Here is a 20,653-nt window from a genome sequence, read left to right as displayed (position 1 = left end):
CTCGTGCGCCCCGCCGTGATGTTACTGCTTAGGCAAGGCGTTTTTTTAACCAGCGAATGACGCTTCCCATCAGCGGTAAATGTTCGTAAAGCATGGCGCCAGCATCAAAATAATCGCGATGACGTTCAACGCGCCCATCGGTGGCAAAGGTGAGTGCGCTACAGCCTTCGACCTTGACAGCTCGGCCACCTGCCAATCGGGGATGCATAAACGTCATGGTCCAGGTAACAAACGCTTGTTGCCCCTGTAACTGCCGAGTGTGGTAAGTGAAGTGGCACTGCTCGACATTTTCATACATGGCTGAAAAATAACGCGCTAACGCTTCGCGACCTTCAATATGGTGCAGCGGGTCGTTAAAAATTATATTTTCAGTATATACCTCGTATAGCTTTTCTGTACAGGTGTTGTCTAGTTTATTGAAAAAGGCGCAGAACGCCTCCAGCGCCGCAGGCTCAGCCATGACGGTCTCCTTGATTAGCTTTGTAACTATAATGGCTTAAGGAAACGGGGACAGAAGCGATTATTTAGTGAGTGATTTAAACGCGTCCAGTGCACGTTGACGTGCTGCTTTGTGATCAACGATCGGCGCGGGATACGGCACATCGGTAAGCAGGTCCTGGGGCGGTGCGTGGCGTGCTTTCGCAGGAAGATCAGCAAGCTCAGGCAGCCAGTGAGCAATAAACTCACCGTCAGCATCAAAACGGGTGGATTGGGTGGTGGGATTAAAAATGCGGAAGTAGGGCGCGGCATCGGTACCCGTAGAGGCTGCCCATTGCCAACCGCCGTTGTTGGCGCAGAATTCACCGTCGACCAAGTGGCGCATAAAAAAGGCTTCACCGCGTCGCCAATCAATCAGCAGGTGCTTGCTTAAAAACATTGCGGTCACCATGCGCAGCCGATTGTGCATCCAGCCGGTGGCGACTAACTGGCGCATTGCAGCATCGACGATAGGGTAGCCGGTACGCCCTTCGCACCAGGCTTGAAAGCCTTCATCATCATCGCGCCACTGCAACTGCTTGGTGTGTTCCTGGAAGGGTTGATAGCGGCACACCTCGGGAAACCCCACCGCGACATGCTGATAAAATTCGCGCCAGACCAGTTCGTTGACCCAAGTAGTAAGACCGATATCGCCATCGGCTAAGTGACCGTCGTTTTCGCTCATCACGGCTTGTAAACATTGGCGATGGGAGATCATGCCTAGCGCCAGATAGGGTGAGAGTTCGCTGGTACCACGTACCTTGGGCAGGTCGCGCTGGTCTTTATAGTGGCGGCCACGAAAGCGCAGGAAACGCGCTAAGTTATCCGCCGCGGCATTTTCACCGGCTGGCCACAGCTGTCCATCGATAGGGGAGCTATCAAGCTTGGGAAGTTCAGGCAGCGGGTCGCTTTGAATATCCAGCGCCGCTTGTACCTGTGGCGTCGCGCGTAGCGCCAACTGATCAGCGCTGACCTGCTTGTGCCACGCCTTGGAGAACGGTGTAAACACCCCGTAGTAGTCGCCCTTCCCGGTTAGCAGGCTGCCGGGGGCAAACGCTATGGCATCGTGGTAGCCATGTGCGGTAATCCCGGCCTGTTTGAAGGCGTCTTGCACAGCCTGGTCGCGGTGGCGCTCATTGAGCGCGTACTCGTGATTGAAGTGCAACTGCTCAACATCATGTTCGCGAGCAATCTCAAGCAGTACGTCTGGCGCTTGGTTATAGTGGTCAATATCGCGATGAAGCAGCGGAATATTCAAACCGTTGAGAGCTGCCTTAACGGCGGCAACGCCGCGAGCCCAAAAGTCCAGCTTGTTGGCACCGTGCCCGTGCTCTTGCCACTGGGGAATACTGCGCAAAAAAACCGCGATGACAGGCCCTTTGGCCGCTGCGGCAGCCAGGGCACTGTTGTCATCAATACGCAAGTCGCTGCGCAGCCAAACCAATTGACGTTTCATAGGCTTTTCTGTCATAGGGGCTCCTGCGGCACAAAAAAATGGCCGGTCGCCAGAGGGCGAACGGCCAGGGTAAGAGCGGGCTGGTTACAGTACGCCAGACTCGCGTAAGAGAGGACGCAAGCGAGCAATCGCCTGGGGCAGGTCATCACCTAGCATGTGAACCGGGCTATCGCGCAGGTCGGCTTCGCGCAGGCGCGCCACTTCACCACACACGCCGATGGGCACATTAAGCGTCTCGGCGGCTTTAGGCAGCGCTTGGCGAATATAGCTGTCACTTTCGCGCTGGCCGCTAGACAGCAGTACCATCGACGAGTGTAGCCGCGCGACTGCCTGAGGGAGATCCTCAAGTGGCAGCGAGTGGTCAAGCATCTGTACTCGGTAGCCTTGCTCGCTGGCCATCAATGCCGACATCAACACCCACAGTGGGCCAGGGTCATCGGGCATGGCATTGAGCAAAATCAGCGGGCCCCGGGTAGCCTGGTTAGCATAATGCAAGCGGATACCCACTTGACTGCGCAAAAATGCTTCCAAGGTGCGGCGTACTAACTGATCTGCCTGAAGGGCCCATTTCGTCTCTAAGCTTAAAACGACCGGCTGCCAAAGCTCGTTAATGGCAATACTCAGCGGATAGAGCGCTAAGCTCTGGTAATAAAAAGCCTCTAGCTTGGGCAGGTCCAACGCTTCGATGATGGCTTGCAGCTGCAGGCGTTGGCTAGCCCAATCGCCGGCATCAGGGGTAGGCGTCTCAATTGTTTCTGGCTGGTCAAGCAAGTCGGCGACTTGACTGACCGGCACACCACGATTGAGCCACTGCAAGATGCGTTCGATGCGTGTGATGTCGTCTTGAGCGTAAAGGCGATGCCCTTTGGGAGTGCGCTGGGGGCGAATTAACCCGTAGCGTCGTTCCCAAGCGCGAAGGGTGACCGAGTTTACGCCCGTCAAGCGAGATACTTCGCGTATCGGATAGAGCGGCGTATCGGGGGGATGGGTCGCCTTGAGACTCATGAGCGCCAGTACCTCTTCGTTAACTGCACACTAGTTAACCGCAAGCTAGTTAACTGCAGCGCCGCGCTGTAAGGGCCGGACATTATTCGCCGCGGCGAAGGTGAAGCGTGTTCCATGTAGAGACTGCCTAATCAAAGATCTGAACATTAGTACGTTACTGTATGCTCATTTGTACAACTTGTCGCTACTCGGTACAACCTTTATAAGAATCCCTCTTAGCCCGTATAATATTTTATATAATTAGACCGACCGGCCTATTAGCGCTTTCCCCAGGCGGTGGCCTGATAGCCAAGCATCTTCTACGCGGCCGTCGCAAAAGTGATCGCCGCACAGGGCCAAACCGTTTTCACTGTATAAGTATGTGTGTTCACAAGCGGCCGCCGGTTGTGCATAGCGCCACCGGTGCGCGCCTGTTTCAATCAGGTCGGGTAGCGTTGCTGAGGTGGGGAAAAGGCTTTTTAGAGCGGCAAGAAGTTGGTTAGCCACCTCACTGGCAGGCTGCTCCAAATGTGCTTCGCTCCAGTCGAGTTGAGCCAGCAGGCTAAGGCTTTCAGGTTGAGCAGCGCGTCCTGGTTTTGTTTGGTTACGTGACACAATATGCAGGGCAGGGTGGGCAACTCTCGTCATCTGCCAGTCTGGGTCAACACCGGGTATGGCGGGAAGCGGTCCGTCAAAAATCGCCCATCCCGCCCAGCAGGCGCGTTGCTTTCGCGTTTGGCACGCGGTGGCCAAATCGTCGTCCCACGCTGCCAGCAGTGCATGGGCCTGGGGCGGCGGTGCGCTGACCACTACCTGATCATAAGACCCATGGGTCATGCCGTCCGCCGTTACCAACTGCCACTCTTTTTGCGTGCGTTTGAGTGACGTGATGGAAGTGCCTGTATGCAGTGCAGCCTGAGGTAGCGCCGTTAGTGAGTCGGCCAAATGACGCGTCAAGGCACTCATTCGAGGAGCACCGGCGTAGCGCTTTTTCCCATCGTTATGCGCCTGCCAGCCATTTGGGCTAGCCTGATAGGTAGAGGTGGGCCAGGAAGCGATGCAGCCAATGGATAGCCATGTATCAACTGCGCGCTGAAAGTCTGCGTCGCGCACGCTGAAAGCCTGAGCGCCTAGATCTAGCGTCGCGCTGGGCCTGCGCTTACTCGACATACGCCCACCAGGGCCGCGGGCTTTATCAAACAGCGTAACGCTAGCGCCGCTATTGGCGAGTACCTGCCCACAGGCAAGCCCTGCGATGCCTGCACCAATGATGGCGACCGATTGATGAGCACTCAGAGGCAGTATCGCCATGGTTCCTCGCAGCATTGATTAGGTGTCGTATGAATAGAGTTGAAAGCTTACTGTAGCAGTTGTGTATAGATGTCGTACAATTTTGTCGTCGATTGATTCATTTCGCCAAGCTGACAACGAACGGTGGCACCAACAGGAGTAATTCCATGCGCGTATTAGTGACCGGAGGCAGTGGGTTTGTCGGCCAGCGGCTATGCCAAAAACTGATAGAGCAGGGCCACGAGGTGCAGGTGGTTTCCCGTCACCCTCATCAAGTACGCGATCGCTTGCCCAGTTGCGACATTCGTGACAGCGCCCAGGCGTTTATTGAGTCGCCACCGGATGCGCTAATTAACCTGGCTGGAGAGTCTATTGCCGGTAAGCGCTGGAGCGATGAGCAGAAAGCCAAGCTGATAAATTCTCGTGTAGCGTCAACTGAGCAATTGGTCGCGTTGTGTGAACAGTTAAAGGCCAACGGTCAGCCATTGCCGAAGGTAATGGTATCGGGTTCAGCAATGGGCTATTACGGCGATCAGGGCAAACGCGTGGTAACCGAAGAGACAATCCCTAATGATGAGTTTGCCCATCGTCTGTGCAAACAGTGGGAGGCAGCCGCCCAGCCGATTGAGGCGATGGGGGTGCGTTTAGCGATTTTGCGTACGGGGTTGGTGCTAGATGCAGGCGGCGGCAGCCTGCAGAAGATGCTGCCGCCGTTTAAGCTGGGGTTAGGTGGCCGCTTTGGCAGCGGTGAGCAATTTATGCCGTGGATTCACCGCGATGATTTAGTCGCGGCGATTTTGTTTCTCATCAATCACGATACCTTGAGCGGCCCTTTTAACGGCAGTGCGCCGCACCCGGTCACCAACGCCACCTTTACCAAAACCCTGGCCAAGCATCTCAATCGACCGGCCATTTTCCCCGTACCCGCGTTTGTCTTGAAGGCGGGGCTGGGTGAAATGTCTCGGCTATTGCTGACTGGGGCGGATATGCGCCCCGTGCGCCTTGAAGCAGCAGGGTTTACTTTCCAATACCCCACATTGGACAAGGCGCTTGAGGCGATCCTTTAGGAAACATTCGCTTGGCGATTAACGATCGGCGTCAACGGTGATAATTACCCGTACGGAATCCAGACGTAGGCGGGTATTTTCAATCGCTTCGCTGAGCGCATTACGCTCATCTTTAAGCGCGTCGATTTCAGCGCTGCGTACCGCCGGATTGTGCTCGGCCAGCGCGGTTAAACGGGCAATTTCTGCGTCCAATTGCGCACGCATGCGCGCTTCAGCATTTTCGACAATGCTGGGCAACTGGCGCTCGGCTTCGCCTTCCCCCTGAGTGAGCAGTTCACGCAGTTGGTCATGGCGGCTCTTGATCAGATCGCGCGCCAGGGATTTATTCACCTTCTGCAGGTTCTTGCCCAAGCCGGTGAAGGAGATTTTGCTGGTCAGGTTGGCGCCGGATTCATCCAGCAGCAGGCGCACCGCGGTGGGTGGCAGGAAGCGGTTAAGATGCAGTTTCTTGGGCGCTGGGCAGTGGGTGCGAAACACCAGTTCGGCCATCAATCGACCGCTGGGAATGGCGTCGTGGCGCAGTAGCGCCAGCGCCGAGTTGCCCATGGTGCCATCCAGCACGCGGCCCATCATTTCCCGCAGCAGCGGGTGTTCCCAAGAGAGCCGCTGCACATCGTCGCGGACCAGTGCTTGGGCGCGGCTGTACGTGGCGGTAAAGCCCTCTTCGCCTTTAACCAGACCCGGCAGGCCATCCAGCATATGTTGGCTGGGCTGCAGGTGCATCAAGCCCTTGCCGATTTCCTGACTCTCCACGCCGAAAATATCCAGCGCCCGTTCAAGGTAGCGCGGCAAGGCGGCGTCTTCGTCAAGTTCACGCACGGCGTCGATGACCTGCTGAGCGCGGGTAGGACGGTAGGCGTTGAGTTCCAGCAGCCGGTTACGGCCCGCATCGTGCTCCGCCAGTTTGGCGCTAAACATGGTACGGGTTTCGGCGATAATCTCTTCAAGCGCTTCATCATCCAGCAGGGCGTCAGCCAGGGCGTCACCAAAGGCATCAAACAGCTCGTTGCCGACTCCATGCGGGGCGCTGAACGCATCCATGCCTTCGTTATACCAGCGCAGCAGACGTTCGCCGGGGCTGCCCTCAAAAGTAGGAATATGCAGCTCAATAGCGTGGCGTTGGCCGATGCGATCCAGGCGGCCAATGCGCTGTTCCAACTGATCGGGGTGCTGAGGCATATCGAACATGACCAAGTGGCGGCAGAACTGGAAGTTGCGCCCCTCTGAGCCAATTTCCGAGCAGACTAGCACCTGCACGCCCTCATCCTCATCGGCAAACGCTGCCGCTGCGCGGTCACGCTCGATTAAAGAGAGGTCTTCGTGGAAGACCGGGGCGTGATAGCCGCCCAGCACCCGCAGTCCTTCGGCAAGCCCTTCGGCGGTTTCACGGTGGTGGGCAATGACCAAGACTTTTTCGTTGGCGAAGCCGCTCTCGCTGTCGTCGCTGAGCTTTTCCAGCAGCCAGTTGACGCGCGGGTCGATGTGCCACCAGTCTTCGCCGTTGAGCGGATCATTGCTGAGCTCGCGGTAGGCCGCATCGGGATAGATCAGCACGTCCGGATGATCCATGCCGGTCTCGATCAGCAGCTCATCAAGATAATCCTCGTCGCGCTCTAGACGGCGCACAACACGACGGTAGGCCGAAGGCAATGCTAACGGCGCTAGGTTTAAGCGCCGTTCCGGGAAGCCGCCTACGTGGCGGCGGCTGTTGCGGAACATCACGCGCCCCGTGCCGTGGCGATCCAGCAGCGCTTCACTGAGCTGGGTGCGAGCGGCGTCCTGCTGCGCTTGGCTAGCCTCCTCGTTACATAGCGTGGCCAGCAGCGCCTGGCTGTCGCGGTCATCGGCTACTGCAGAGACGTGAGCACTCGCATCAGGGTTGCCGGGCAGTGCCTCCAAGGCATCGATGGCGCGTGCGACCTCGGTGTAGTGACTCTCTTCGGCTTTGAAGCGCTCCAGGTCATGGTAGCGCTCGCTATCTAGCAACCGTAGGCGGGCAAAGTGGCTCTTGATGCCCATCTGTTCCGGAGTAGCGGTGAGCAGGAGCAGGCCGGGAATCACCGCCGAGAGCTGTTCGATGCACCGGTAGCCGGGCCCGCTGCCCTCTTCACTCCAGTCGAGATGGTGCGCTTCGTCGACGATCAGCAGGTCGAACTGGCTGGCCAACGCCTGCTCCTGGCGTTGCGGGTTGGCGAACAGCCAGCCCTGGCTGGCTAGCACCAGCTGCGCGCTCTCAAAAGGGTTGTAGCTGCCGTGGGCTTGGCTTTGGGTTTCATCTAACAGCGTGACGTTGAGCGAAAAGCGGCGCAGTAGCTCGACCAGCCACTGATGCGTGAGGCTGTCGGGTACCAGAATCAGCGCGCGTTCAACGCGGCCATTGAGCAGCAGGCGGTGCAGAATCAGGCCGGCTTCGATGGTTTTACCCAAGCCCACTTCGTCCGCCAGCAGCACGCGGGGCGCATGGCGGTTGGCGACTTCATTGGCAATATAGAGCTGGTGAGGAATCAGGTCGATACGCGGCCCGGAAAAGCCCAGCGCGCTGTGCTGCTCAATACGCTGATAGTGGTGCAGGGTACGAAAGCGCAAATCAAACCAGTCGTTGCGATCGACCTGGCCGGTTAGCAGGCGGTCACGGGCCTGGTCGAACTGCATGGTATCAGCGAGCTTGGCTTCGGGCAGTTCGCGCAGGTTGCCATCGCTGTCTTCACCGATATAGGTAATCAGGCCACCGGACTCTTTGCTGTCATCAACCACCATCTGCCAGCCGTCGGCGGAGAGCACGCGGTCGCCGCTGCCGAACATAACGCGGGTGAGCGGGGCTTGGCGGGTATTGTAGGTACGGGTTTCCTGACTGGCACTGAACAAAATGGTAACGCTACGGGCGTCGCAGTTAAGCACGGTGCCGAGCCCAAGCTCAGCTTCACCGTCGCTAATCCAGCGTTGGCCGGGAGAAAAATCGCTCATGATGCCTCGGAGGAGTCTGCAAAACGGGTCGACTGCCGCCGGGGGGAGCACCGGCGGCAACAGGGCGGGGGATTCTAACGCAAAGCAGCGGGGGGATTAAGGTGTATCGACATCAATCTTTTAACCAGCGGTCTAGATGGGCGCGGGTAAGTTCGCCCACATGCACATCTAAGGTATTTCCCTGGTCATCGAATAGCACGGTAGTGGGTAGCCCCGGCGCTGCGAAAAGGGCCATTAATTGTTGGTTGGGGTCGCGCAGCGCATAGCGAAATTCAAGCTGCTGCTCATCCAGGTAGCGCACCATGGGCAGCAGATCTTCGCCTTGGTTAGCCACCACCACGCTGACGCCATCGCGCTGAGCGGCCTCCTCAAGCAGCGGCATTTCACGCAGGCAGGGTGGGCACCAGGTAGCCCATAAGTTGACAATAATCAGGTCACCGCCTTCGGTGAGTGACGGTAGATCCACCTGATTGCCCTCTATATCTTCCAGAGTGACCTCCGGTAGGGAGTCAACCGCAAACTCATTGCTCAGGGGCGCCAGGGTGACCAGCACCAGCCATAGGCTGGAAGCGGCGATCAGCATGGCCATTGCACCGCCCATAGCCAATAACCGCGCCCTCAGCGTCCAGACTGTCCATACCAAGCCTACCGCCATGCCCCATAGGCCGTGGTAGCCGGGTTGCCAGACTTTGAGCGCTTCAAGCGGGGTGTCGCTATAGCTATCCAGGTTGAGCATAAGGTGGCCCAATCGGGCGCCGACTAACCAAACAATGATAAGCCCGGTAAACCAGCGCTGCTGGTCACGCCGGGGAAGGCCTAGCAGTAACCGTGCACAGAGTAGCAACAGCAGCGCGCAGCCGATGGCATAAAGACGCGGTAATGAAATCAGCAGTGGGCCGAGAGCGATGGCATTCATGATTTTCTCGTGAAGCAGGTACACTGGCAGACCATACCATGCGAGCTACAAATTACGGAGACGTTATGCCCCCACCCGCTTTTGATAGACTGCGCGCGCTAGCGATCGGCTCCCAGGCGATTGGCTTAATGCTGATAATTACGTTGGAAACGGTGATGGGTAACGCCGCTCGCCCCTGGCAGGGTTGGGTGTTGGCTGCGATGCTGGTTACCGCGTTAACGATTGCGCTGGTGCGGTTTTATCGCCACAAGCGCCTTCAGAAGCAGCTTGCTGAACGCAGGCGCTTTCTAGAGGAAGACGACGAGCGTTAGAAAGCGTTGCTTGTGTTTTTGGTGTTCCAGTTCCAGATTAATAGCAGCCTTAGTGATTGATCGCTGAGGCATACTAAAAAAATGCATCATCTCTTACGACACTGGGAGCGACAAATAATATGATCAATAAGCGCGCATTAGCCACTGCTGTGGCGGCCTCCACCCTGGCAATGACGGGATTCGCACAGGCAGAGGTCAAAGTTGGCTTCTTGGGCGGCTTTACCGGGGGAATCGAAAGTTTAACGCCATCGATTTTTGCAGGGGCGCAGCTAGCCGTTGAACAGGTCAATGAGCAGGGCGGTATTCTAGATGGCCAAACGTTGGAGATGCCGTCCGGCGATACCACCTGTTCGGATGCATCGGCCGCCTCAAACGCCGCTGACCGGATGGTGAATTCTGAAAATGTGACGGCAATTGTGGGTGCCCTATGTACGGGTGCAACCATTGCTGCAGCCAACAATGCGGCCATTCCTGGTGGCGTATTGATGGTCTCGCCTGCCTCTACGGCGCCTGCCGTATCAGAACTGGACGATAATGATCTGGTGTTCCGCACCGTACCGTCAGACGCTTTCCAGGGGGAGATGCTCGCGAAGCTGCTGCTTGAAAAAGGCATTGATGAAGTCGCCGTTACCTACGTGAACAACGACTACGGTCAGGGGCTTTCGGACGCCTTTAGCGCTGCATTTGAGTCGGGCGGTGGTCAGATCACTGAGAATCTTGCCCATGAAGATAACCGCGCGGATTATCGTTCTGAGTTAGGTTCGCTTTCAGTGAGTGGCGTTGAAACACTGGTAGTGTTGGCTTATGCCGATACGTCGGGTCAAACGGTACTGCGTCAAGCCTATGAAAGCGGCATGTTTACCCAGTACGTAGGCGCTGACGGCATGGTCGGCGATAGCCTGATTGAAGCCATCGGTGCGGACGTGCTGGACGGTATGATTGCCACGCGTCCCGGCAGTCCTGACCTGCCTGGCACCGATATCTTTATCGAAGCCGCCGAAGCTGCTGAGCTGGATCCCACTGCCGTGTTTGCCGCCCAGGCTTACGATGCTGCTTTCCTGATCGCGCTGGCGATTGAGCAAAACGGCAGCGCTGACCGTGAAGGGCTTTCCGAAGCGCTGCGCAGCGTCGCCACTGCCCCCGGTGAGGTTATTCTGCCCGGCGAATGGGAGAAAGCGGTTGAGTTGATTGCCGCGGGTACCGACATCAACTACGAAGGCGCGTCTGGCTCGCATGAGTTTGACGACAACGGAGATGTTCCGGGCGTGGTGGTAGAAATGGCTGTAGAAGACGGCACCTTTACCAGTAAAGGTCAGGTTGATCTTTAATTTTTAGGCTTAGTATGAAAAGAATGCCCGGCTGGTTTCAGCCGGGCATTCTTATTGTTGGGTTATCGTAGTTGGCAATCTGCACGCCACCGTGCTGAGGGCAGGTTTCCGCGAGGGCGCTGTGAACCCATCCGTGGGCGCTACTTTTGTCATCCATGACAAAAGACCCTCGCTTCAATCAGCCCTCACACTCGGTATCGAGAGTTTTTGAAAGGCCGTCATTAGCCCTGTTTTTATATGGGGCAGCATTTGAGAGGATCAGCTATGGCTTTTGACTTTCTCAGGCAGCAGCCCTTTGGGCGCAAAACGCAGCACCATGGTAATTAGCAAGCCAATCACCAGTACCCGTGCCTGCAAGGCGCGGCTATCCATATTGCTTGGGGCATCCCAACCAAACGTACCCTCCCCAAACGCCACCGCTAGCTGCATCAAAAATAGCGCCAGCGGCTCAGACATAATCCAGATGATATACACCGCCACCGCGCCGAAAATAGTGCCCAGGTTGTTGCCCGGCCCGCCAAGAATCACCATCACCAGCACCAAGAAGGTATGGTTGAGCGGCAAATAGCCCTGAGGGTCAAAGAGGCTGTTAAAAGTGCCCAGTATGCCACCGCCCAAGCCCATCAGAATGCAGCCCAGCACGAAAATCTCCAGGCGACGCTTGTTGATATCTTTGCCCATGGCGGCAGCGGACACTTCGTTATCGCGAATCGCTCGAATCATACGGCCCCATGGGGCGTTGTAAGCGCGATTAAGCAGAAAGAAGATCACTGCAATGATCAACGCTGTAAACGAAAGGTAGATGGCGCGGGAGAGCGTAAACCCCAGTTCAGCAGGCCCTGGGGTAGGCCAGGGTAACGGCGACACCGTGGCGGTGCCGCGGGTCAGCCAGTCGGAATTCTTTAAAAACGCCTTGATGATCTCGGCAATGCCGAGGGTGGCAATGGCCAGATAATCGCTGCGTAAGCCCAGGCAGATATGACCAATAAAGTAACCGACGCCACCGGCCAGCGCGCCACCCACAATCCAGCCGGTCCAGGGCGGTAATCCTAGCCCGCCGACAAAGCCTGCCTGGCTCTCAATCGCATCAGTAACTTCACGTAGCTGGCTAATCACCGCGAGATAAAGCACAAGGCCTAACACGACTACGATAAGCGTACGTAGGGGCTTGGGCATGCCCAGGCGATCCAGTTTGCTAACAGCGACGATCAGCAGAGTGGCGGCCACACCATACAACAGCACACGGCCTAGTTCGCCGGGTAGCGCGGTGCCCCAGAAGGCCTCGTTAACCGGAACGCTGAAGAGCATCGCACAGAAGCCGCCTAGGGCGACAAACCCCATCACACCGGCATTGAACTGCCCGGCATAGCCCCACTGAATGGTTAATCCCAACGCGAGGATGGCATAACAAGCGGCTTCAACGAGCATTCGCGTGCTGTATGCTGCGCCCATGAGGGCATAAACCGCCAGAATGGCCGCCAGCAACACGCCAAACAGGAACAATTCACGCAGCGGAAACCGGCGAGTTGGCGTTGCGTCTTGGGGCGTGTAGGCAGGGTTGCGTGTTTTAGCTGAATGGCTCATTAGATCATCTTGCCCTTGAACAGTCCGGTGGGGCGCCACACCAGAATGGCTATCAGAATGAAAAACGGCACTACAATCTTGTACTCCGTGCCCACGAAGGCGAGATTTGACGGCAGTTCCAGCCACGCGGGGAAGCTTTCCTGGAAGGGGCGAAGTAGAACATTCCAGTTAAACACCGCCAGTGTTTCGGCAAAACCGACCACAAAGCCGCCAGCAATGGCGCCATAAGGGTGGCCAACACCGCCGACAATGGCAGCGGCAAAAATAGGCAGCAGCAGGAAGAAGCTCAAGTCGGGCTTGAAGGTGACGTCCAGGGAAAGCAGCGTGCCAGCGATGGCGGCTAGCGCTCCTGCAATCATCCAGGTCACTGCCACAATGGTATTGGTGTTAATGCCCGATGCCTGGGCCAGTTCAGGGTTATCCGACATGGCGCGCATCGCCTTACCCAGTCGCGAACGGTTAAGGAAAAGGTGGAGTGCGACGACAGCAATGATGGTAATCACAAACAGATAAATCTGCGGTTCGGTGATGACAATCGGCGCGCGGGCGCCCTCGAAGGGCAGCGCAAGGCGAAAGATTTCTTTGCGGTCATCCACATAAAGACTCTGCCCACCGGTGCCGGAAAACAGGCGGATCAGCCCCTGCAAAATCAACGTCACACCTAGCGAGCCAATCACCAGCACGATGGGCTTTACCCCATGAGCACGCAGCGGCTTATAAAAGGTTTTGTCGATCCCTACAGCCAAGACGGCGGTGAGCAGCATCGCCAGCGGCAGCATCAAGACCCCCGTCGGCACGCCAAGGCTGGCGCCTGCCGCCGGGAACAGCGTGGTGAGCAGTAGCACCATAAAGGCACCGAAAGTCATCATGTCGGCGTGGGCAAAATGGGCAAAGCGCATGATGCTGAAAATCAGCGTTACGCCAATGGCACCAATAGCGTAAATGGAGCCGCTCACGCTGCCCGAAATCACCACATTATTAATGAAAAAAGCCAGTTCGTTCACATGTTTCTCCCTGGGGCTAACCGCCCAAAAAGCTTTTGGCGACGTCCGGGTCGGCGAGTAACGCAGCCCCAGTATCGGTAAAGCGGTTTTGGCCAGCGGCCAGTACAAAACCCTTATCGGCGATCGCTAGCGCCTGCTTGGCGTTCTGTTCCACCATCAAAATGCCCACGCCTGCGGCGTTGATCTGTTTGACGCGGTCAAAGATTTCATGCATGTAGAGGGGCGACAGTCCCGCGGTGGGCTCATCAAGTAACAGCAGGCTCGGCTCGGCCATCAAAGCGCGCCCCATGGCAACCATTTGGCGCTGCCCACCGGAGAGCTCACCGGCGGGCTGACGGCGTTTTTCATACAGCGGTGGGAAAAACTCATACACCTGAGCCAGCATGCGCTTAACGTTCTGCGGCTTTAAAAAGGCGCCCATCTCCAGGTTTTCCTGCACCGAAAGGCTCGGGAAAACGTTCTTCTCCTGGGGGACAAAACCCATGCCACGTTGTACCAACTGGTTGGGGGGTAAATTCTGGATCGGCTGGCCATTAAGCAGTATCTCGCCCTGACTGACATACAGTAGACCAAAGATCGCTTTTAGCATGGTGGATTTGCCAGCCCCGTTGGGGCCAACGATGACACCGACCTCATCGGCCTCCAGCGTCATGTTAACCCCGTTAAGAATGTTCATGCCGCCATAGCCGCCGTGCACATCGCGCGCGTCGATTAATGGCCTGGTTGTTGATGACATAAGCAAAGTTTCTCAGCAAGGTCACTTACGTAAAGCGACATCATTGTAGTCATTGGTGAGTAGCGAACGGTCACCCTAAAGCGGCATCGGTGCCAAAGTAGGCTTCGATTACCTCAGGGTTATTTTGAATCTCGTTGATGTGGCCTTCTACCATCACGCTACCCTGGGCGAGCACGATCACCGGGTCGCAGAGCCGGGCTATCATCTCCATATCGTGCTCGATGACGAGAAAGGTGTAGCCCATCTCACGGTTGAGTCGCTCGATATTGCCGATCAAATCGCCCAGCAGGGTGCGGTTCACCCCGGCGGCGATTTCGTCAAGCAGCACTACCTTGGCATCTGTCATCATGGTGCGGCCAAGCTCTAAAAGCTTTTTCTGCCCGCCGGATAAATTGCCCGCCAATTCATTACGCACATGGTGTAGCCCGACGAAATCAATTACCTCTAGTGCTCGGCGACGTACCTCGGCTTCTTCCCGACGTACCTTGCCAGGCTTTAGCCAAGCGCTGAAAAGGTCTTCACCGGCTTGCTTGGGCGGTACCATCATCAGGTTTTCCAGCGCGCTCATCTGGCTGAACTCGTGGGCGATCTGGAAGGTGCGCAGTAAGCCCCTATGAAACCGTTGGTCGGCGCTGAGCGTCGTAATGTCTTCTCCATCCAGTAGAACGTGACCGCTGTCGGGCGCCAGGGAGCCGGCAATAAGATTGAACAGGGTTGATTTGCCTGCGCCATTGGGGCCGATCATGCCGGTAATTGAGCCCTTTTCCACCTGAATGGAGCAGTCGTTAATCACCTGTAAGCCGCCGAACGCTTTGTTGACTCGCTGTACATCAATAAGAGGGTTCATGGTGTCTCCACGCGATGCAGGCGGCTATATAAGCCGCCTGCGCATTGTTATCAAGTTGTTTGTCGTGGCTTTTTAAGCCACCGCTGGCTGGCGGCAAACGCGCCGACAATTAGCAGCGCGCCTAGGGTGGGAATGAGATAGCCCTCTACTTGAGGAATGGTGCGTAAAAACACAAAGGCGACAGCGGCGGGGGCCACAAAGCGCACTAGCAACCGCCAGACTTTAAACCACGTGACCGTAGAGCCCAGCTCTTTCATGACTTCGCTTTGGGTCAGCGCCCAGCCTGCAAACAGGGCAATCAGCAGGCCGCCCACCGGCATGAAGATATTGGTGAGTAGCTCGATAAATTCAAAGGCGCTACGCCCAAACAGGCTATGGAATATCGTCCCTTCGGCCCACACGTTAAAGCTGACAACCGTTAATAGGCCCATTGCCCAGGCGGCAATCACCATAATCGTAACGGCCTGGGGGCGAGTCATATCAAAGCGCTCTACCAAAAATGCCGCGACGGGCTCGATCAGCGAAATGGAGGAGCTGATGGCGGCGCCCAGTACCAGGATAAAGAACACGCCGCCGACCAGCGCGCCAAATGGCATCTCCGCGAAGGCCAGTGGCAGGGTGACAAACATCAGCCCAGGGCCTTGGCCTGTTTCCAACCCGGCACCAAACACCAGAGCAAAAATGGCCAGGCCAGCGACCATCGCCACAGCGGTATCAACAATGGCAACGGCAAAGGCGGTGCGGGTCAGCGATACGTCACTGGGCATGTAAGCGCCGTAGGCCATGATCGCTCCCATGCCTAAGCTCAGGGTAAAGAACGACTGACCCATGGCCTGCAGCCAGCCTTCAAGGCTCAGGTCGGCGATATTGAAAGTAAACAGAAAACGGGCGGCGGCGCCCACATCGCCATTAACCACACCGTAGGCCAGCACCACCAGCAGAATCACGAACAGCGCGGGCATCATAATGCGCAGGCCCGACTCGATGCCTTTATGGATTCCCATGCCGACAATCAGCGCAGAAAAGGCGATAAACAAGGTGTGATAGAGCGTCATCAGGCCGGGGGCTGCCAACAGGGCGTCGAAGCCATCGCTGATGGTTTGTGCGTCGGCACCGACCAGTGAACCGGTCAGCATCAGCCAAGTATAGTGAATCGCCCAGCCGGCGATGACCGAGTAAAAGCTTAAGATCAAGAACGCCGAGGCGGCGCCCAGCCAGCCGATGGTTTCCCAGGCGCGTGATGTGCCGTGGGTTTTGGTCAGGTGGCGCATCCCCATAATCGGGCTTCGGCGGCTGGTGCGCCCGAGCATGATCTCCGCAATTAGAATGGGGATACCCCCCGCGAAAATGGTCAGCGCGTAGACCAAAATAAAGGCACCACCGCCATTTTCACCGGTGAGGTAAGGGAATCGCCACAGATTGCCCAGGCCAACGGCGGAGCCAACCGCCGCGAGTAGAAAAGTACCTTTATGCGTCCAGACGTTTTGACCGCTCATGGGTAAGAGTGTCCGTGTTTGGGTGTCAGGATGGGGATAGGTATCCAAACAATTGTATGAATATAGTGATGACAGCGTGCATTGGGCGTGCTGAATTTAGCGTTACTGTGCGATAGAACGCGCCGCCTTTCCAGCACCGTAACGTTTAGGCTGCGTTTAGTGGGCTGCTTGGCAAGCTGCTGACAGTGTTAAACGAGTGTTCGGTGGGTTTCGAATCGACATAAAAAAACCCGCTTGCGCGGGTTTTTTGGGTACTCACTGCTTGGAGCGGGTTACTTCTTGCTGTAACGCTTACGCTCGGTCTCTTTCAGCAGCTTTTTACGCAGGCGGATATGCGCCGGCGTGACTTCGACGAGTTCATCGGAATCGAGAAACTCAATCGCCTGCTCCAGAGAGAACTTAACCGGCGGGGTTAACACGATGTTTTCATCGTTGCCGGTAGAGCGCATGTTGTCGAGCTTCTTACCCTTGGTGGGGTTCACTACCATGTCGTTAGCACGGTTGTTGATCCCGATCAGCATGCCTTCGTAAACTTCCGTGGCGTGATCAATAATCAGCTTGCCGCGCTCTTGCAGTGCATACAGGGCGTAGGCGAGAGCTTTACCGTCGACCATGGAGACCAGCACGCCATTACGACGTTCGATGGACGCTTCAGGCTTCAGCGGGCCGTAGTGATCGAAACGGCTGGTGAGAATGCCGGTGCCGGAGGTCAGGGTCAGAAACTGGCCACGGAAACCGATCAAGCCGCGGGCCGGAATGATGAAGTCGAGGCGAACCCGTCCTTTACCGTCCGGCAGCATGTTGGTCATTTCACCTTTACGGTAGCCCAGCTCTTCCATGATTGAGCCCTGGTGCTGCTCTTCACAGTCGATGATGACTTCTTCGTAAGGTTCCTGCTTCTCACCGTCAATCTCTTTGATGATGACTTCTGGGCGGCCGACGGCCAGCTCAAAGCCTTCACGGCGCATGGTTTCGATCAACACCGATAGGTGCAGTTCGCCACGGCCAGACACCTTGAATTTCTCAGGGGTTTCGCCCTGTTCAACGCGCAGCGCCACGTTGTGAATCAGCTCTTGATCAAGACGATCCTTGATATTACGGCTGGTCACGAACTTGCCATCTTTACCGGCGAACGGTGAGTCGTTGACCTGGAAGGTCATCGACACGGTGGGTTCGTCAACGGACAGCGGGGGGAGCGCTGCAACATTGGCCGGATCGCACAGCGTATCGGAAATCGCCAGATCATCAATGCCGGTGATGCAGACGATATCGCCAGCGGTTGCTTCGTTGGTCTGAACGCGCTCCAGACCCATATGGGTCATGACCTGACCGATTTTGCCTTTACGCACATTGCCGTCAACGCCAATCACCGAGATCTGCTGGTTCGGTTTTACCGCGCCACGCTTGATGCGACCCAGGCCGATGACACCCACATAGCTGTTGTAATCCAGTGCCGAAATCTGCATCTGGAAAGGGCCGTCGAGTTCCACCTTGGGTGGCTCGACGATATCGACGATGGCTTGGAACATGGGGTCCATGTTGTCGGCCAATTCTTCAGGATCCATACCGGCAATGCCGTTCAAGGCAGAGCAGTAAATGATCGGGAAATCGAGCTGTTCGTCGGAAGCGCCCAGGTTGTCGAACAGATCAAAAATCTGGTCGATAACCCAGTCAGGGCGTGCACCGGGGCGGTCAATTTTGTTGACGACCACGATGGGCTTCAGGCCTTGGGCGAATGCTTTTTGCGTCACGAAGCGCGTTTGCGGCATCGGGCCATCAACGGCATCTACAAGAAGTAGGACCGAATCAACCATCGACATGACGCGCTCAACTTCACCACCGAAATCGGCGTGCCCAGGCGTATCCACAATGTTGATGTGGTAGTCGTTCCCTTGGCTGTCTTGCCATTGAATGGCCGTGTTCTTGGCCAAAATGGTAATGCCACGCTCTTTTTCCTGATCGTTTGAGTCCATGATGCGCTCTTGACCTTCTGCTTTACGGTCAAGAGTGCCGGACTGGCTCAGGAGTTTGTCGACCAGAGTGGTTTTACCATGGTCAACGTGGGCTATGATCGCGACGTTGCGCAGGTTATTAACCGCGCTGGAATTTTGCTGGTTTTGCATGCTGAGAGAGAACTCTTGTGAACACCCGTTTGTCCACGGGTCGGAAAATGCGGGTCGCAAGGGCTGGCAATTTGCCGACCATCTTGGCTCAGGGCTTGCGTCCAGCGGCTATTCTAGCATGTCGAAGGCTTCGCTGATATTACTGGAGCGCTTATCGACCTTGGTCGCCCTCAGGAAAGTTTTCGCAGCGAACCTCCATCCGCTAGAATAGCGCTTTTCCCATTGGGGCAGGAGCATGACCATCGGCAACCTGATGCGTTTGTTAAGCGATGGCGAGGTTCACTCTGGCGAGCAGCTGGGTGAAACGCTGGGTATTTCTCGTGCTGCGGTGTGGAAGCAGTTAAAAAAACTGGAGGCGCTGGGCGTTGAGCTAGTCGCCGTTAAAGGACGTGGCTATCGATTAGCGCAGCGGTTGGAGCCTTTGGAGGGCGCCAAAATCGTCGAGCGTTTGCCTGCTCAGGCACGCCATTACCTCGCACGCCTGTTTGTTGAAGATCAGTTACCTTCCAGCAATGAGTATTTGCGTCAGCGCTTTGAGCAGGGCGCAGGGCATGGTGAAGTGTGCTTGGTTGAGCTGCAAACGGCAGGGCGTGGGCGGCGCGGTCGTGTCTGGTCGACGCCGTGGGGGCAGAGTTTAATGCTCTCGCTAGGCTGGCGCTTTGAATCTGGCATCGCGGTGCTTGAAGGCCTGAGTTTGGCCGTCGGGGTTGTAGTGGCTCAGGTGCTAGAGCAGCATGGCGTGGCGCCCAAGTTAAAATGGCCCAACGATATCTTGCTCTCCGAGCAGGGCGATGCTGCCAGCGACGAGCTTGGCAAGCTGGCCGGCATTCTTATTGAAGTCACCGGGGATGCGGCAGGTCCCTGCGAGGTGGTGATCGGCATGGGCATGAATTTGTGGCTGCCTGCGGCTCAGCGAGCCGCCATTGATCAGCCGGTTGCGGCGCTGTTCGAGCGGTTGCCGGATATCTCGCGTAATCAGCTGGCCTCCGATGTTGTAGCCGGTCTATTGGCGATGCTGGCTGACTTTGAGCGCGTTGGCTTTAGCGCCTGGCAGGATGAGTGGAATCAACGTCATGCTTATGCAGGACTGCCTATTCGGGTGATCCAAGGGCAGCAGACCAGCGATGCCATCGCTGGGGAAGTAGATAAGAGTGGTAACCTTTGGGTTACCGAAAATGGTCACTCGCGACGCCTAGCCGGCGGTGAGATCAGCGTACGCAGGCGTTTATGATTCTGGACCTTGATATCGGCAACACGCTGTCAAAATGGCGGCTCAAGGATGCCGAGAGTAGCGAGATACGATCGCGCGGGGCGGTATGGACCCGTGAAGAGTGGCGACCAGGGGCTGACATCCCGGATCTTGATGTAGTGGAGGCTGTGCGTATTTCAAGCGTGGCCAGGGCGGCCGTGCTGGAAGAGACGGTTGCTTTACTGCGTCGCCGGGTGCGTCATGTGCACGTGGCACACTCAACCCATGAAGCGCTGGGGGTCGTCAACGGCTATGAGGAGCCAGGGCGCTTAGGCGTTGATCGGTGGATGGGGGCGCTGGCGGGCTATCAGTTAGCGGGCGGTTGCTGTGCGGTGGATTGTGGCAGTGCCATTACTATCGACTTTGTGTTGCCGGGCGGTAGCCATCTTGGTGGCTTTATTATCCCAGGGCTGCGCCTGATGAAGGAGAGCTTGAAGCTAGGCACCCGCAATGTGGCCATCGACCCAGAAAGCGAGGCGGATGAATTGCTAGAGCCAGGGCGGCGTACAGTTGATGCCGTCAATCATGGTATCTACATGGCGGCCGTCAGCGCGATTAATCGCATCTATAGTGAAGTCTGTGACCAGCAAGGGGTGGCGCTGCCAATGCTATTAACCGGTGGCGATGCCCGGGTTGTCTCGCGGGGGGTGCAAGTGCCTCATGCCGTGTGGCCGGACATGGTTTATGGCGGTTTAGAGGCCTGTTTTCCAATGACCTTTGCTGAGCGTGCAGGCAAAATGTCAGGCGCGCCGCGAGTGCCGGAGCCTGTGTCGCTCGAAAAGATTCGTGCGGGGCTTGCATTCTCAATGCTGCTTTGACAG

General features: G+C 56.7%; 17 protein-coding genes. 5 read left to right on the top strand and 12 right to left on the bottom strand.

Translation table 11 applies throughout. From position 1 onward, the window contains the following. Window positions 1–28: 28 nt before the first annotated feature. The 4 genes from V8L71_RS04100 to V8L71_RS04085 all read right to left on the bottom strand — a co-directional run bounded on the left by V8L71_RS04100 (window position 29) and on the right by V8L71_RS04085 (window position 4,228). Window positions 29–460, bottom strand: a complete 432-nt coding sequence (locus V8L71_RS04100; RefSeq protein WP_336273252.1) for a nuclear transport factor 2 family protein — start codon at window positions 458–460, stop codon at window positions 29–31. 60 nt (window positions 461–520) lie between these two features. Next, window positions 521–1,933, bottom strand: coding sequence for a deoxyribodipyrimidine photo-lyase (gene phrB / locus V8L71_RS04095; protein ID WP_336273292.1), 1,413 nt, complete (start codon window positions 1,931–1,933; stop codon window positions 521–523). Between the two features lie 84 nt (window positions 1,934–2,017). Further along, window positions 2,018–2,938, bottom strand: coding sequence for a MerR family transcriptional regulator (locus V8L71_RS04090; protein WP_176303406.1), 921 nt, complete (start codon window positions 2,936–2,938; stop codon window positions 2,018–2,020). 240 nt (window positions 2,939–3,178) lie between these two features. Next, window positions 3,179–4,228: an NAD(P)/FAD-dependent oxidoreductase gene (locus V8L71_RS04085; protein WP_336273251.1), complete on the bottom strand. Its 1,050-nt coding sequence runs from the start codon at window positions 4,226–4,228 to the stop codon at window positions 3,179–3,181. Between the two features lie 146 nt (window positions 4,229–4,374). Between V8L71_RS04085 and V8L71_RS04080 the strand changes: the two genes are divergently transcribed. Next, window positions 4,375–5,274, top strand: a complete 900-nt coding sequence (locus V8L71_RS04080) for a TIGR01777 family oxidoreductase (RefSeq protein WP_336273250.1) — start codon at window positions 4,375–4,377, stop codon at window positions 5,272–5,274. Window positions 5,275–5,292: 18 nt separating this feature from the next. Here V8L71_RS04080 and rapA read toward each other — a convergent pair whose 3' ends face one another. Together rapA and V8L71_RS04070 are read right to left on the bottom strand one after the other, a co-directional pair. Then, the gene (rapA, locus tag V8L71_RS04075) at window positions 5,293–8,238 is read right to left on the bottom strand and encodes an RNA polymerase-associated protein RapA (RefSeq protein WP_336273249.1); all 2,946 of its coding nucleotides are present in this window, start codon (window positions 8,236–8,238) and stop codon (window positions 5,293–5,295) included. Between the two features lie 112 nt (window positions 8,239–8,350). Further along, window positions 8,351–9,154 (bottom strand): redoxin family protein, encoded by an 804-nt coding sequence (locus V8L71_RS04070; protein WP_336273248.1) that lies wholly within the window; start codon window positions 9,152–9,154, stop codon window positions 8,351–8,353. A 65-nt stretch (window positions 9,155–9,219) separates the two neighbouring features. Here V8L71_RS04070 and V8L71_RS04065 point away from each other — a divergent pair, with 65 nt between their 5' ends. Together V8L71_RS04065 and V8L71_RS04060 are read left to right on the top strand one after the other, a co-directional pair. Next, complete coding sequence (locus V8L71_RS04065) at window positions 9,220–9,465, top strand: hypothetical protein (RefSeq protein WP_336273247.1); 246 nt, start codon at window positions 9,220–9,222, stop codon at window positions 9,463–9,465. Window positions 9,466–9,584: 119 nt separating this feature from the next. Next, window positions 9,585–10,793, top strand: a complete 1,209-nt coding sequence (locus V8L71_RS04060) for an ABC transporter substrate-binding protein (protein ID WP_336273246.1) — start codon at window positions 9,585–9,587, stop codon at window positions 10,791–10,793. 258 nt (window positions 10,794–11,051) lie between these two features. Here the strand turns inward: V8L71_RS04060 and V8L71_RS04055 are convergent, their stop codons facing one another. The 6 genes from V8L71_RS04055 to typA form a co-directional block, all read right to left on the bottom strand. Continuing rightward, a complete protein-coding gene (locus tag V8L71_RS04055) occupies window positions 11,052–12,377 on the bottom strand; it encodes a branched-chain amino acid ABC transporter permease (RefSeq protein ID WP_336273245.1) in 1,326 nt (441 codons plus the stop codon). Continuing rightward, complete coding sequence (locus tag V8L71_RS04050) at window positions 12,377–13,381, bottom strand: branched-chain amino acid ABC transporter permease (protein WP_336273244.1); 1,005 nt, start codon at window positions 13,379–13,381, stop codon at window positions 12,377–12,379. The genes V8L71_RS04055 and V8L71_RS04050 overlap by 1 nt, the downstream gene beginning before the upstream one ends. A gap of 16 nt (window positions 13,382–13,397) precedes the next feature. Continuing rightward, window positions 13,398–14,117 (bottom strand): ABC transporter ATP-binding protein, encoded by a 720-nt coding sequence (locus tag V8L71_RS04045; protein ID WP_176303398.1) that lies wholly within the window; start codon window positions 14,115–14,117, stop codon window positions 13,398–13,400. Window positions 14,118–14,187: 70 nt separating this feature from the next. After that, window positions 14,188–14,964 carry an ABC transporter ATP-binding protein gene (locus tag V8L71_RS04040; protein ID WP_336273243.1) on the bottom strand — a complete coding sequence of 259 codons (777 nt, stop codon included), beginning with the start codon at window positions 14,962–14,964 and terminating at the stop codon, window positions 14,188–14,190. 50 nt (window positions 14,965–15,014) lie between these two features. Beyond that, window positions 15,015–16,460, bottom strand: a complete 1,446-nt coding sequence (locus V8L71_RS04035) for a sodium-dependent transporter (RefSeq protein ID WP_336273242.1) — start codon at window positions 16,458–16,460, stop codon at window positions 15,015–15,017. A 272-nt stretch (window positions 16,461–16,732) separates the two neighbouring features. Then, the gene (gene typA, locus V8L71_RS04030) at window positions 16,733–18,583 is read right to left on the bottom strand and encodes a translational GTPase TypA (protein ID WP_336273241.1); all 1,851 of its coding nucleotides are present in this window, start codon (window positions 18,581–18,583) and stop codon (window positions 16,733–16,735) included. A gap of 235 nt (window positions 18,584–18,818) precedes the next feature. Between typA and V8L71_RS04025 the strand changes: the two genes are divergently transcribed. Together V8L71_RS04025 and V8L71_RS04020 are read left to right on the top strand one after the other, a co-directional pair. Next, window positions 18,819–19,814 carry a biotin--[acetyl-CoA-carboxylase] ligase gene (locus tag V8L71_RS04025; protein ID WP_336273240.1) on the top strand — a complete coding sequence of 332 codons (996 nt, stop codon included), beginning with the start codon at window positions 18,819–18,821 and terminating at the stop codon, window positions 19,812–19,814. Further along, entirely contained in the window at window positions 19,811–20,650 is an 840-nt protein-coding gene (locus V8L71_RS04020) for a type III pantothenate kinase (protein WP_008959180.1), read from the top strand. The genes V8L71_RS04025 and V8L71_RS04020 overlap by 4 nt, the downstream gene beginning before the upstream one ends. Window positions 20,651–20,653: the final 3 nt, after the last annotated feature.

This window comes from Vreelandella indica, from assembly GCF_037070225.1.
Taxonomy (GTDB): Bacteria; Pseudomonadota; Gammaproteobacteria; order Pseudomonadales; family Halomonadaceae; genus Vreelandella; species Vreelandella arctica.
Note: the sequence above shows the minus strand (reverse complement) of the source record. Positions and strands in the feature narration are given on the sequence as shown.